A 14,346-nucleotide genomic window follows, 5' to 3' on the forward strand; every position below is an offset into this window, starting at 1 on the left:
AGGGTTCCTGTTTTTATATTTAGAGGTTTTGTATTAGCAACGCTGATCTATCGCGACAAAGACACGATCTTCCGGGCCGGTGTAATTGGCGGAAGGACGGATAATTTTGTTGTCCTGGCGCTGTTCAATGATGTGCGCCGCCCAGCCGGTGACGCGGGCGATGACAAACAGCGGTGTGAACATTTCGGTCGGGACGCCCATCATGTTGTAGGAGACTGCCGAGAACCAGTCGAGGTTGGGGAACATCTTTTTCGTTTCCCACATCACGTCTTCCAGACGGTCGGCGATGTTGTACATTTTCAGCGAACCGCCTTCCTGAGAAAGCTGTTTCGCCACGCGCTTTATCACCTGATGGCGCGGGTCGGCGATGGTGTAAACCGGATGACCAAAGCCAATCACCACTTCTTTGTTTTCAACGCGTTTACGGATATCCGCTTCCGCTTCGTCTGGCGTTTCGTAGCGCTGTTGGATCTCCAGCGATACTTCATTCGCCCCGCCGTGTTTCGGACCACGCAGTGCGCCAATCGCGCCGATAATCGCGGAATACATATCGGATCCGGTCCCTGCAATCACGCGGCTGGTGAAGGTGGAGGCGTTGAATTCGTGTTCGGCGTACAGCACCAGCGAAATATGCATCGCTTTTTCCCAGCTTCGCGACGGCTTTTCGCCATGCAGCAGATGCAGGAAGTGTCCACCAATGGAATCATCGTCAGTTTCCGGCTGAATACGCTCGCCGTTATGGCTGTAGTGATACCAGTACAGGAGAATAGAACTGAGCGATGCCAGCAGCTTGTCAGCAATATCGCGTGCGCCGGAGACGGTATGCCCTTCTTTTTCCGGCAACGTACAGCCCAGCGCGGAGACGCCGGTGCGCATCACGTCCATCGGGTGCGAGGCAGCAGGCAGCGCTTCCAGGACGGTACGCACGTTTGCGGGCAGTCCGCGCAGCGCTTTTAATTTGATTTTATAGGCGGTGAGCTCATCACGGGTGGGCAATTTCCCGTGGATCAGCAGGTGCGCGACTTCTTCAAATTCACACTGCTGCGCCAGGTCGAGAATATCGTAGCCGCGATAGTGCAGGTCGTTACCGCTTTTGCCTACGGTACACAGCGCGGTATTTCCGGCTGCGACGCCTGACAGCGCAACCGATTTTTTAGGTTTAATGACATGGGTACTATTTTGCAGGATCGTTGTGTCGCTCATGTTGTCCTCGTCATTTTTATAATATGTAGGGTACAAATTTATTGCCGGATGGCGACTACGCCTTATCCGGCCTACGACGGTTACTTCTTGGTATACAACGCGTCGAGTTTCTCTTCGAACTGGTAGTAATTGATGCTTTCGTACAGCTCGTTGCGCGTCTGCATAATGTCGACAACGCTCTTTTGCGTTCCTTCCTGGCGCAGCACGTTGTAAACCTTTTCCGCAGCGCGGTTCATGGCGCGGAAGGCCGACAGTGGATACAGCGCCATCGCGACGTTCGCGCTGCGCAGTTCATCAGTGGTGAACAGTGGCGTAGCGCCAAATTCGGTAATGTTGGCGAGGATCGGCACCTGTACCGCATCGGCAAACTGACGGTACATGGCAAGCTCGGTAATGGCTTCCGGGAACAACATATCCGCGCCTGCTTCGACGTACGCCTGGGCACGATCGATGGCGGCCTCTAACCCTTCCACCGCCAATGCATCGGTCCGCGCCATGATCACAAAGTTGGGATCGGTACGCGCATCGACGGCAGCGCGGATCCTGTCGACCATCTCTTCTTTCGAGACGATCGCCTTGTTCGGGCGATGACCGCAGCGTTTGGCGCCGATCTGATCTTCAATATGCAGCGCGGCGGCACCGGCTTTGGAAATCGACTTCACGGTCCGCGCCACGTTGAAGGCTGACGATCCAAAACCGATATCCGCATCCACCAGCAATGGCAGCGGGCAAACATCAGTAATACGGCGAATATCGGTTAGCACATCATCAAGGGTAGAAATACCAAGATCCGGCAGACCCAGAGACCCAGCCGCGACGCCGCCGCCGGAGAGATAAATCGCCTGATATCCGGCGCGTTGGGCCAGCAGAGCGTGGTTGGCGTTGATGGTGCCAACGATTTGTAATGGGTTTTCTTTGCTGAGCGCGGCGCGAAACGCCTGCCCTGGGGAGTGTAGAGACATATCCCGTCCTTTGTTATCAACTTGTTATCGTTCGTTGATTTATTTAAAGCAAGGGGTATGCCAAAGACCTTAATTTTTAATTATTTTATATATTTACCTTTAAAAACAATATATTAAATTAAATCCTTGTATCTTTGTTGCACAAAAGCGTGTCAGCTATCGTTTCATGAAACGTTCCTTCACGTTTCATTGCAACATTAATGAAACACAACTAAACCCTAATACTCGGTGCCTTACTTTTTAGGATGGTTATGGCTGATACGCATCTTCCGCCGCGGGTGAACGACGACAAACCGGTTATCTGGACCGTTTCGGTCACGCGCCTGTTCGAACTGTTTCGCGACATCAGCCTGGAGTTCGACCACCTGGCAACCATCACCCCTATTCAGCTTGGTTTTGAAAAAGCGGTGACGTATATCCGCAAGAAGTTAGCCACCGAGCGTTGTGATGCCATCATTGCCGCGGGTTCCAACGGGGCGTATCTGAAAAGCCGTTTATCGATTCCGGTGATCCTGATTAAACCCAGCGGGTTTGACGTGCTACAGGCGCTGGCCAAAGCAGGAAAGCTCACCTCGTCGATTGGCGTCATTACCTATCAGGAAACCCTCCCCGCGCTGCTCGCTTTTCAAAAAACCTTCAATTTGCAGCTTGAACAGCGCAGCTATATCACGGAAGAAGATGCCCGTGGGCAAATCAACGAGCTGAAGGCCAGCGGCACGCAGGCGGTCGTCGGCGCGGGGTTGATTACCGACCTGGCTGAAGAAGCAGGCATGACCGGCATCTTTATCTATTCGGCGGCCACCGTGCGCCAGGCCTTTGTCGATGCGCTCGATATGACTCGTCTGACGCTGCGCAGAAACGGTCCGTACGTTTCCGGCGATACGCTGCGCACCCGCTATGCGCTGGGGGATATGCGCGGTCACTCGGCACAGATGGAACAGGTGCGGCACACCATTATGCTTTATGCCCGTTCGCGTGCGCCGGTGCTGATTCAGGGCGAAACAGGCACGGGCAAAGAACTGGCGGCGCAGGCAATTCATCGTGAGTTTTTCACCCGTCAGGAGAACCGGCGCGGTAAACCTTCGCCGCCGTTTGTTGCTGTCAACTGCGGGGCAATCACCGAATCATTACTGGAAGCGGAACTGTTCGGCTATGAGGATGGCGCCTTTACCGGCTCCCGTCGGGGAGGACGCGCGGGCCTGTTTGAAATCGCCCACGGCGGAACGCTGTTTCTTGATGAGATAGGCGAAATGCCGCTGCCGTTACAAACCCGACTGTTGCGCGTACTGGAAGAAAAAGAGGTCACCCGGGTCGGTGGACATCAGCCGATTCCGGTCGATGTACGGGTGATTAGCGCCACCCACTGTCATCTGGAGCAGGAGATAAAACAGGGAGAATTTCGCACCGATCTGTTTTATCGCCTGAGTATTTTGCGCCTCACGCTACCGCCGCTACGCGAGCGATTGCCCGATATCCTGCCGCTGGCGGAAGGCTTTTTAAAACAGTCGCTGGCGGAACTGGAGGTGCCGTTTTCTGAACCTGTGCGCAAGGGGCTGGGTCTGAGTCAACCGACGTTACTGAATTATGGCTGGCCTGGGAATATCCGTGAACTGCGTAATATGATGGAGCGCCTGGCGCTGTTTTTAAGCGTCGAGCCGCAGCCGGAGCTGAACGTACAATTCCTGCAGCAGTTGTTACCGGAACTGGCCGTTGCTGCTGACGCGCCACAGGTATCCTCATCGCTGACGCCACAGCAGGTGCTGGCGCAATTCAATGGCGATAAAACCGCGGCTGCACGATATCTCGGGGTAAGCCGAACCACCTTCTGGCGCAGATTAAAAGAAAACCCGCCGATACAATGACCGGCGGGTATCGCGATTTTTACAGTAGCGTATTATTTTTTCTTGTAGATATTGGCTGTGCCATGGATTTTATTATCCGTTTGACCGGAGGTTAATACCACCACATCGGCCCCTTTCTCTTCTGCTTTCTTCAGCAGCTCTTCTTTAGCGTCTGAGACAGAAACTTCATTACTCGTTGAGATATCACCGATTTTTGTGTACTGCGACTCAACCTTTTCAAATTCAAGTTTTGTCATAAATTCCGCGGCATATGCGTTGGTCACGACAAAAGCTAATGCACCAATAAGTACTTTAATTCCAGTTTTCATAGACCAGCTCCAGGTTTTGTTATTACGCCATCATCGATCCCTGAACATTACATAACGCGATTCAAGGATGATTAATAACTAGTCCAGCCTGGATAAAAAATCCACATTCAGCAGGAATATATAGAGATTTTGCGGCGCAGAAAAAACCGGTCACCGGGTAGCAGCGCGTCAACCTGTTCAAAGTTTCAATAGCCAGTGTGAGTTGATCCTCAGAACAGACAGCGCACTGAAATTATAGTGTTAACTTTATGAGAATCTGAGGAATTGTTGTCTATGGAACCTCTGCACGCCGTCGTACTCACCGTCAGCCTGTTTGTTTTAACTTTTTTTAACCCCGGCGCGAACCTGTTTGTGGTGGTGCAAACCAGCCTGGCGTCAGGGCGACGCGCGGGCGTGATAACCGGTCTGGGCGTCGCCTTAGGCGATGCGTTCTACTCCGGCCTCGGGCTCTTTGGCATGGCGACGCTTATCACTCAGTGTGAAGAGATTTTTTCGTTGATTAAGATTGTCGGCGGCGCCTATCTGCTGTGGTTCGCCTGGAACAGCATCCGGCATCAGGCTACACCGCAAATGCCAACGCTACAGCAGCCGCTTTCCGCCCCCTGGTATGTGTTTTTCCGCCGCGGGTTATTAACGGATTTATCTAATCCGCAAACCGTGCTGTTTTTTATTAGTATCTTCTCGGTCACCTTAAGCGCAGACACGCCAACGTGGGCGAGGTTGATGGCCTGGGCCGGCATTGTGTTGTCTTCCGTTATCTGGCGTATTTTTCTCAGCCAGGCGTTTTCGTTGCCCGCCGTGCGCCGTGCGTATGGCCGAATCCAACGGGTTGCCAGCCGGGTGATTGGCGCCATTATTGGTGTCTTCGCGCTCAGGCTTATTTATGAAGGTATTAGCCATCGATAAGAGAGTTTAGCTTGACCATCGTGAGGTAATTGTCCGTAATACCGCCTGAATTTTTAATCGCACGTTGAGTGGCAGTAAGATGGAACAGGTTGAACCGGTAAACGACACATTACTCCTTACAGAATGGCAGGCGCTGTTACGTCAAACATCGCCTGAAGTTCACACACTCCTGACATCGTTAAGCGATGAAGAGATCCGCCATTTAGTAACCGTTTTTTATGACTATATGCTCTCCCATGCGGAGAGCGCATTGTTCCTCAATACAGAACAGGTCAGTACCCGCCTCAGCGGCAGCATGTTTGACTGGCTGCGCAGCGTACTTGGCAGCGCCCACGAAGATCTCTCACAACTGCTGGCCAAACAGCGCAAAATTGGTGTGGTGCATGCCCGTATCGGCCTGCCCATCGATCTGGTTAACCGCGGCGCGCGCAAGCTGAAAGATGAGCTGTACAGGGTGTTAAAAACAAAGGCAGATTCCACTCCCGCCTTGCTGAGCGATGCTATCTGTTTCAGCAGTCTGGCAATGGATACTGCGCTGGAGGCCATGACGGTCTCCTATTCCCCCAGTTTTCAAAACTCTATGCACACGCAGGAGCAGTACCGTCTACAGACTATTTACGATGACGTTAACGTCGAGCGCGAGCGGCAAATCCGTTCGTTTACCGACTGGGAAAACCAGTTTATCTATAACATCGCCACCGGAATGCCTTTCGGTGAGATGGTGTTTCTGGCGAATTCTGACTTCGGTATGTGGTTATCACATAAGGGAAAACATATCCTCGGCAACAGCAATCTGCTGAATAAGATGGAATCACTGATTGCAGAGATCGACAGTCGTCTGACAACAACCCTGTCGCATCAGCATCAGCCGACAGAACCCGAGCGGATGAGCTTATTGCAGGATGTACGCCAGCTATCGGCAAAAATCCATTTCCTGCTCGCCTCAATGTTCGACGCGCTGGTTAAGCAGGAAAATGGTAAAGATTCGCTGACCCAGTTGCTTAATCGCCGCTTTATTCCGACTATCATGCGGCGCGAGATCTCGCTGGCGTTACATACGCGTAAGCCTTTTACCCTGGCGATGCTGGATATCGACTACTTCAAGCAAATTAACGATAACTTCGGGCATAATACTGGCGATCTGACGCTCAAAAACGTCGCGGCGGTCATTTACGATCATATCCGCAGCAGCGATTACGTGTTCCGCTACGGTGGCGAAGAATTTATGATTCTGCTCGTCGAGTCAGATGAAACACAGGCCAGTATTATTCTGGAAACGCTGCGTATGAAAATTGCCGAGATGCGCATGGCAGCCTCAGCGACAGAAACGTTTTCTATTACCGTCAGTATTGGTATTGCCGAATATGACTATCATCCCGACTATAAACAGTTGGTTGATAAAGCCGATCGCGCACTTTATCTGGCGAAAAGTAATGGCCGCGACCGCGTTGAGGTTTATCAGGAATAATCGTTGCCCAGCAGAGAAATAAATACCCCGTTCAGGGTATTTATCTGACCTGTGATAAATATCGGGCTGTTATTATTTTTCAGGCATATTGGCATGAAGAAAATAACAGCCGCGTAATAAGATGCAAATCAAATACACCAAATCTGAATAGCGCTAGCATATCCCGGTGATGACGCCTTCTGAATGCAGAAGGGGAAATATGAGGGATACTATAAAACCATGAACGGGAAGATGAGAATGCGCTGGCAGCGCCGCCCAGGCACGACCGGGGGCAAACTGCCGTGGAATGACTGGCGCAACGCCAGCAGCTGGCGAAAAGCCACCCAGTTTCTCCTGCTGGCTATCAATATTTATATTGGCGTGGCGTTCTGGTATTGGGTCCACTATTTCGAAACCGCCGGCACCAGCGTTTATATTCCAAGGCCCGGCGGTATTGAGGGATGGCTGCCGATAGCGGGTTTGATGAATTTCCGCTATACGCTAGAGACCGGTTTTCTTCCGCCCATCCATGCCGCCTCTATGCTGCTGTTAGTTGCGTTTATCCTGATTAGCCTGTTGTTAAAAAAAGCTTTCTGTTCATGGTTATGCCCAGTGGGGACGCTTTCCGAACTGCTCGGTAATCTGGGGAGAAAATTATTCGGTCGTAACTTTACGCTGCCGCGCTGGCTGGATATCCCGCTGCTCAGCCTGAAGTATCTGCTGCTGGGGTTTTTCTTGTATATCGCCCTGTCGATGCCCGCCCAGGGGATTCAGTACTTTCTGACGTCAGCCTATGGAATCATCATCGATGTGAAGATGCTCGATTTCTTTCGCCATATTGGCTCCGCCACGCTCATCTCCGTGGTGGTTATCAGCCTCCTGAGCCTGTTTATTCGCAACGCCTGGTGTCGTTATCTGTGTCCTTACGGCGCACTACTTGGTCTGTTCTCGCTGTTCTCGCCGTTTAAAATCCGCCGCAACGCCGACAGTTGCATTGATTGCGGGAAATGCGCGAAAAATTGCCCATCGAAAATCCCGGTCGACAGACTGATTCAGGTGCGTACTGTGGAATGCACTGGCTGCATGACCTGTGTTGAATCCTGCCCGGTGGCTTCAACATTGAGCTTTTCCCTGCAGACACCGCCGGGTGTAAAAGGCAGCGGTAAAGCGTTATGGCGACAAACGGCACTGTCGGGTGTTGCCATGACAATACTGGTGCTGGGGATTCTGTTTGCCACCATTGGTTATGCGGTATATGCCAATGTCTGGGATACGCCGGTGCCGGATCACCTGTATTTCCAGTTGATCCCGAAAGCAAAAATGATCGGCCATTAATTCTTTACCAGTATGTTCAAAACCCCTGCCAATTCTGGCAGGGTTTCCTGCCTGTAACGCCATTTTAAGACTATTGAACTTGTGTCATCGTGTCCCCGTTTATACAACCTTAAATATCACCCGTAATCATTTTTTTATTATGTTATGGGCGACTGGGACCACAATAATGAACGGGATAACATCATGACTAAAATAAAACTGGCGCTGCTTTTACCTCTGTTTCTGGCGGGTTGTACGGTGAGCGATGGAGAATTAAGAAACGCTTACGCTCAGCGTTATCAGCAGCCCGCCGCTTATGTCGATATCTATAAACAGAAAATAGCAATCATGGATATTAATGCGCTGGCCCAATATGCCGCCGCAGAAGATAAGAAAAAAATGCGTGGGCAACCAAGACTGAAAATCGACGAATTCATTACCATTGAAAATGTGCAGGCGAAAGGAAACCGGGTGGTCTACGATTACTCGCTGTCCGAGAGCTGGCTGGCGCTGTCCGCAGATAAACAGCGTGAAAAGCAGACCAATATGAATAAAGACCTGATCTATCGTACCTGCTCGCTGGAAACGGTACGTCTGGCGCAGGCGAAAGGGTTGGAAGAAGAGCATAACTATTACAGCCAGTACCCAGACAAAGTCGCCTTTACCCTGAGAACCAGCGCACAGATTTGTATGCAAAACGGTTTTACACAATAACCGCAATCCCCCAGCCTGATGGCGCTGCGCTTATCAGGCCTACAATTTGCACGCATCTGTAGGCTTGATAAGACGCCAGCGCCGCCATCCGGCTAAAAAACGATACTCAGAACTTCCATGAAACGCTGCCGACAATGCTGCGCTCGGCACCGAAGTAGCAGTATGAGAGCGAATTACAAGCTGCAACGTAGCGCTTGTCGGTCAGGTTGTTGACGTTCAACTGAGCGCTCAACCCTTTAATACCGATATTCGTTAAGTCGTAGCCAATTGCCATATCCACCAGCGTGTAGGACGGCAGAGTGTGAGTATTCAGGCGATCGCTGGCAATACCGTTGACATAACGCACGCCTGAGCCCAGCGTCAGGCCATCCAGCGGACCGCTTTTCACATCGTAGCTCAGCCAGGTACTGGCCTGGTTACGCGGCGCGTACACTGCACGCTTACCCTGCTCTTCCGGGCTGCTTTTCTTATAGCGAATGTCGGTATAGGTATACGCCGCCTGCAGACGGAAGTTCTCCGTCAATTGGCTAATGGCCTCCAGTTCCACCCCTTCAGACTCAATTTCCCCAATCGAGCGGTACGGATCGGTCGGCTCTTCTTTGGTGGCAATATTCGTCTGATTGATACGGAATACCGACGCGCTGAACTGACTGTTGAGTCCTTCCGGCTCATATTTCAGCCCGGCTTCCCACTGCTTGCCTTTCATCGGATCCAGCAAATTGCCGTTCTCATCGGCAAAGCTGGTTGGCGTAAAGGCGGTGGAATAACTCACATACGGCGCAAAGCCGTTATCGAACAAATAGAGCAGCGCAGCACGGGTGCTGAAGTTGTTTTTGTCCAGATCGCTACGGGTATCGTTGATCTTATCAATGTTAGAAACGCTGACCTGATCGTAGCGACCGCCGAGCGTAATACGCCAGCGATCCCATGACATCTGATCCTGCAAATAGTAGCCTGTCTGGCGCAGCTTGTGCTTCTCACGCGCATACATGTTGATGTAATCAGGCTGCGCGCCGTATACCGGGTTAAAGGCGTCAATCGGCGGGAATGCACCGTAGTAACCGGTGGTATTATTGCTGCGATCCTGATAATCGATCCCCACCAGCACACGGTGGTTGACCTGCCAGGTATCAAAGCTGCCGTCGAGTTGGTTATCCAGCGTAATCGCTGACATTTTTTCATCGGAGCCGGAGTAGCCGCGGTTAAGCTCGGTTTCATTCAGCCAGCCTGCCGCATACACCTGATTCAGCTCAACGTCGGTATGCAGGTAGCGCAGTTTTTGCCGCACCGACCAGCCGTTATCAAACAGGTGCTCAACGTTGTAGCCCACCATGTTTTCACGGCGATCGTATTTGTCGTAATCATCCTCGCCTTCGTAAAAGGTGTTGGAGATCTTTTGCCCGTAATGTGGAACCACGGTGCCGTCATACGGCAGACCGGAGTGGCTTCCGCCTTCCGGGTCACGGTGCAGATAAGCCATCAGATCCAGACGCGTCTGGTCGGTGATGCGCCAGGTCAGGCTGGGCATCAGCGCATAACGTTCTTCTTTCAATGGACCAAACTGCGAGTCTGCGTAACGCGTCATTCCACTCAGTCGTGCCGCCACGCGATCGTTATCATCCAGCGCCCCGGTGACGTCAAACGCCGCGCCGCGCTGGTTATTGTTGCCAGCAAACAGTTTCACTTCTCCGCCAGCATCAAACGACGGCTTACGTGATGTCAGCGCGACAATACCGCCCGGAGAAGAACGGCCATACAGTACGGAAGCCGGGCCGCGTACTACTTCGATATCTTCGAGGAACCACGGATCAACCACCAGCGAGCTGTGTGAGTTGGTGTCCCCCATCATCTTCAGGCCATCCAGATAGACGTTGTCCAGGCTACCATCCGAGAAACCACGCAGCACAATATAGTCAAAGCGGTTGGAGGCACCAATCTGATTGCTGTACACCCCCGGCGTATAGCTCACGGCCTGGCGCACGCTGGTTGCGCCCTGCTCTTCAAACTGTTCACGGGTAATGATCGATACCGACTGAGGCGTTTCAATATCCGGCGTGGCGAGCTTCGTGGCCCCGCTTTGCATTTGCGAGGTGACAACCACCGTATCGTTTTTTGTTGTTTCCTGCGCCAGCAGTGGAAAAGCCACGCTACCGGTCACCCATCCCACCACTAGCGCCAACCGAGTCTTCGCGAACATGAATATCTCCAAAGGCATGTCTAATTGTAAGTGAGAATTATTACCTTTTTGCTAACAGAGATAGCTATGCAGGATGCCAGGTTGCCTATGCGCAGTGCCAAATTGTCGGGAAGGCACGTGCGCAAAACGTAAAAATGGATTAGCAAAGTTTGAGCACATCGCCAGGCGAAAAGCCGTAACGACGCCGAAATGCGGTAGAGAAGTTGGTAGCATGTTGATAACCCGACATCCAGGCCGCCTGCTGTACGCTGTATCCTTCCAGTAAATAGCCGCGCGCGCGTTCCAGACGGCAATCACGCAGGTAGTCAAAGACGGAACAGCCATAGGCCGCACGGAACTTGCTGCGCAGGCTGCTGGGGCTCATCGCCGCGCGTTGGGCCAGGGCATTGAGGGTGTAGTCATTCTCGGGACTCTGCTCCAGAAGACGACGAACGACCTCCAGCCGCTGCTGTTCACCGCTTGCCGCAAGCCGCTTGCCACTCTCGACCTGACACACGCTGAGGCCATGGCCGAACAGTTGTAATATCAGCCCTTCCAGCATCAGTTGGCGAGAAACATGGCCGATCGTGCTCCGCTGCGCATACTGCAGGCCGCTGAGTAAAAACCCCGGCACCTGCCAGATAAGCGTCGGCGTTTCGCATCTTTCCCACTCACGCATCAACGATTCGAGCAACCCCGTGCGCCACGCGCCGTCGGGATACAGACCGAGCGATAACGTGCGCAGTTTGCAGTCAGCATGATGGCGGGCACGCATCGTCTGATGCTCGCTCAGGCGTGAGCTAAACGCCATCCCGGAACGTACCACATGCTCCTGCCCGTTGAGCGTCAGGATGACGCAGCCTTCCAGAACCACCAGCATATACAGAGGACTGCTGTGGCGGGAGGTGGTTTCGTAGGGTTGTAGCACCTGCACATCAGAGTGCGTGACACACATCCCGCAGGGGAGCGTCATCTCCTCTACCTCTCCCTGCAGAACGGGGCTGCAAGACGACAAATCCGGCTTTTGCGCCAGCAGGGGAAAACGGTAATCGATCCCGTAACGCTCACCAAAATCCATAAACTCGCTGACGGAGAAGGTGCGGGCTACGCGTCTGGACGTATTCAGGGCGGTGGTGTTGTTCATGCTGTCTTCTGCACAGGAAATGGGATTAACGGTTGATAACTGAAGCAACATTACCATTACCTGTACAACACAACAATAATAATGAGAATTATTATCAATATGACGTATGCGATTTCAAATCGCGCTGGAGAACGTCATTCCCGATATTCTTCTCGCGCAGCTCATCAGGCAACATTGACACCTGATGAGCTGCGGTCTGTGAGCCGTGTGCAGCTCAACCTTTCTCACTGTCATAAACGGGCACGTCAAACGCACCACGATACCCGCCGAGTTTGTACTCTACTTATTATGCTGAATTTCAGGCTGGTTTTCTTCCACCTGGAACACCGCCACAGCCTGGGATAGCATTGCTGACTGCTCTTCCACACTGCCTGTCGTGGCGGCTATCTCCTCAACCAGCGAGGCGTTTTGCTGAGTCACTTGCTCCATTTGCGTTACCGCAACTCGGATCTGTTCGATGCCGCGACTCTGTTCCCCCGAGGCTCCGGAGATATCTTCCATTAAGACATTAATGTTGCGTATTGCCTTCGCAATATCCGCCATCATGGCGCCACTGTTTTCGGCTATCTCTACCCCTTCCTTGACGCTAATTGCCGCTTTGGCAACCAGTTCACTGATTTCTTTCGCCGAGGAGGCGCTGCGCTGAGCAAGCGTTCGGACTTCACTCGCCACAACGGCAAACCCACGCCCGGACTCACCAGCGCGTGCGGCTTCCACCGCCGCGTTTAATGCCAGGATATTGGTTTGAAAAGCAATACTATCAATAACATTGGATATTTCGTTCACGCCTTGCGCATTACGGCTGATCAGGTGAATTTTCTCAACCATATCACTCATTAAACGCTCGCCACGCAATGCCATTTCCGTGCTTTCGCTGGTCATGACGGATGCCTGATGTGACTTATCAGTATTATTTTTTGTTGTGACTGAAATCTGCTCCATACTGGCCGCCGTTTCAACGACTGCCGCAGCCTGCTGTTCCGTTCTGGTTGATAAATCGGAATTACCGGAAGCAATTTCCTGCATACCGATATTAATAGACTCAACGCCATCGCGAATAGTGCTGACAGTCTCGCGTAGGCCTTTTTGCATATTATGCAAATTTAAGCACAGTATGCCGATTTCATTGTTACCCGATACCTTAACAGGATGGCTGAGATCGCCTTTACCAATCCGCGCAAAATGTTCAGAAACGATTTTTAAAGGCTGAATGATGGTCCGGTTCAACCAGAAATTACAGATAACGAAGATAAGTACCGTAATGACCAGGATCACGGATACTTTCAGGATCGAGGTATTAAACTGAACGTGTGTTTGTGCAACGATCTTCTCACCAATCAGCATTGTTGATTTGTAATAATTCGTCACTTCGTTATCGAAATTTTTGCGAGCCGCGAGCAGTTCCGCATTAGCATTTTCTTGTGCATTAATAATACTGTTGCTGGAAAGCGTCTGATTTAATGTATCAATAGACTTTTGCTCAGCATTCATTTGTTGCTCAAAAGCCGTTCTGATGACTTTACCGATTTGCGGATCGTCAGCCGTCAATCCAGGAATACCCCAGAAAATATCGAACTGTTTTCTGGCATACGCCATCTGATCTTGCATTTGATTCACTGTCTGTCGGGCATCGGTCGCATTATGTTGTTGAATATTATCACGAACGCTTCTGACTTTATAAACAGCCTCAACGACCTTATGCAGGGTATCCTGCTCCTTAATGATGTTATGTAGTAATAACGTATTTTTTTGATTTCCTTTGAGATCAACTAACTCAAATCCATTGGAAAAGAACTGCATGAAGGTAAATAACAACAGCAATAATAACAGGCTGGTTTTAATTCTCATATTCTTTAACATTTAAACATCTCCATAACAATAAAAATCCTCTACGACTTAATTGTTATCGACACATCACGTAATACCTTAACCTGTAAAATGGTTAATTATTAGAAAGTTTCCGCATTCATTTTCAGGTAGTAAATTAATTACTCAGGGAGACATACTGCGATAAACAGCAGCCCTCTAACATTGGCAAAAATAAGGCCAAAACTATTCAACATTAATATTATTTATGGATATAAACGGTAATGTCTTTCTGACTATCGACAGGCACCCGCACCCAGGACAACGAATCGACGGTGATCGGTGCCATTTCATTTTCTAAACGTAACAAAGGCGTGCTGGCGTCTGGCACACCTGTACTTTCAGTTATCTCGAGAACGCCCCGAAAAGAAATGGACACACTGTCTGGAATATCAGACAACCTTATCCATTCGTTGGCAATAACTAACTTTCGAGTAAACATTC

General features: G+C 51.1%; 12 protein-coding genes. 5 read left to right on the forward strand and 7 right to left on the reverse strand.

What is annotated here, in order from left to right; genetic code table 11:
- Window positions 1-33: 33 nt before the first annotated feature.
- Window positions 34-1,203 carry a 2-methylcitrate synthase gene (gene prpC, locus HVZ52_RS17825; protein ID WP_047497899.1) on the reverse strand — a complete coding sequence of 390 codons (1,170 nt, stop codon included), beginning with the start codon at window positions 1,201-1,203 and terminating at the stop codon, window positions 34-36.
- Between the two features lie 80 nt (window positions 1,204-1,283).
- Window positions 1,284-2,165, reverse strand: a complete 882-nt coding sequence (gene prpB / locus HVZ52_RS17830; RefSeq protein WP_046275625.1) for a methylisocitrate lyase — start codon at window positions 2,163-2,165, stop codon at window positions 1,284-1,286.
- Between the two features lie 251 nt (window positions 2,166-2,416).
- Here prpB and prpR point away from each other — a divergent pair, with 251 nt between their 5' ends.
- Complete coding sequence (gene prpR / locus HVZ52_RS17835; protein WP_046275626.1) at window positions 2,417-4,027, forward strand: propionate catabolism operon regulatory protein PrpR; 1,611 nt, start codon at window positions 2,417-2,419, stop codon at window positions 4,025-4,027.
- Between the two features lie 32 nt (window positions 4,028-4,059).
- Here the strand turns inward: prpR and yahO are convergent, their stop codons facing one another.
- Window positions 4,060-4,335, reverse strand: coding sequence for a DUF1471 family periplasmic protein YahO (gene yahO / locus HVZ52_RS17840; protein ID WP_016151944.1), 276 nt, complete (start codon window positions 4,333-4,335; stop codon window positions 4,060-4,062).
- Between the two features lie 273 nt (window positions 4,336-4,608).
- On the opposite strand from yahO, the gene HVZ52_RS17845 reads away from it, so the two are divergent.
- From HVZ52_RS17845 to HVZ52_RS17860, 4 genes are all read left to right on the forward strand, one after another.
- Window positions 4,609-5,241 carry a LysE family transporter gene (locus HVZ52_RS17845; RefSeq protein ID WP_016151943.1) on the forward strand — a complete coding sequence of 211 codons (633 nt, stop codon included), beginning with the start codon at window positions 4,609-4,611 and terminating at the stop codon, window positions 5,239-5,241.
- A 79-nt stretch (window positions 5,242-5,320) separates the two neighbouring features.
- Complete coding sequence (locus HVZ52_RS17850; RefSeq protein ID WP_016151942.1) at window positions 5,321-6,709, forward strand: diguanylate cyclase; 1,389 nt, start codon at window positions 5,321-5,323, stop codon at window positions 6,707-6,709.
- A gap of 219 nt (window positions 6,710-6,928) precedes the next feature.
- Window positions 6,929-8,023 carry a 4Fe-4S binding protein gene (locus HVZ52_RS17855; RefSeq protein WP_181598544.1) on the forward strand — a complete coding sequence of 365 codons (1,095 nt, stop codon included), beginning with the start codon at window positions 6,929-6,931 and terminating at the stop codon, window positions 8,021-8,023.
- A gap of 183 nt (window positions 8,024-8,206) precedes the next feature.
- Window positions 8,207-8,716 carry a hypothetical protein gene (locus tag HVZ52_RS17860; protein WP_249417941.1) on the forward strand — a complete coding sequence of 170 codons (510 nt, stop codon included), beginning with the start codon at window positions 8,207-8,209 and terminating at the stop codon, window positions 8,714-8,716.
- A 106-nt stretch (window positions 8,717-8,822) separates the two neighbouring features.
- Here the strand turns inward: HVZ52_RS17860 and foxA are convergent, their stop codons facing one another.
- The 4 genes from foxA to HVZ52_RS17880 form a co-directional block, all read right to left on the reverse strand.
- Window positions 8,823-10,931 (reverse strand): ferrioxamine B receptor FoxA, encoded by a 2,109-nt coding sequence (gene foxA, locus HVZ52_RS17865; protein ID WP_181598546.1) that lies wholly within the window; start codon window positions 10,929-10,931, stop codon window positions 8,823-8,825.
- A 121-nt stretch (window positions 10,932-11,052) separates the two neighbouring features.
- Window positions 11,053-12,036 carry a helix-turn-helix transcriptional regulator gene (locus HVZ52_RS17870; RefSeq protein WP_032931274.1) on the reverse strand — a complete coding sequence of 328 codons (984 nt, stop codon included), beginning with the start codon at window positions 12,034-12,036 and terminating at the stop codon, window positions 11,053-11,055.
- Between the two features lie 279 nt (window positions 12,037-12,315).
- The gene (locus HVZ52_RS17875; RefSeq protein ID WP_181598547.1) at window positions 12,316-13,896 is read right to left on the reverse strand and encodes a methyl-accepting chemotaxis protein; all 1,581 of its coding nucleotides are present in this window, start codon (window positions 13,894-13,896) and stop codon (window positions 12,316-12,318) included.
- 208 nt (window positions 13,897-14,104) lie between these two features.
- Window positions 14,105-14,344, reverse strand: a complete 240-nt coding sequence (locus HVZ52_RS17880; RefSeq protein ID WP_016151936.1) for a hypothetical protein — start codon at window positions 14,342-14,344, stop codon at window positions 14,105-14,107.
- Window positions 14,345-14,346 lie beyond the last annotated feature (2 nt).

The organism is Citrobacter sp. RHB36-C18, from assembly GCF_013814485.1.
Taxonomy (GTDB): domain Bacteria; phylum Pseudomonadota; class Gammaproteobacteria; order Enterobacterales; family Enterobacteriaceae; genus Citrobacter; species Citrobacter braakii.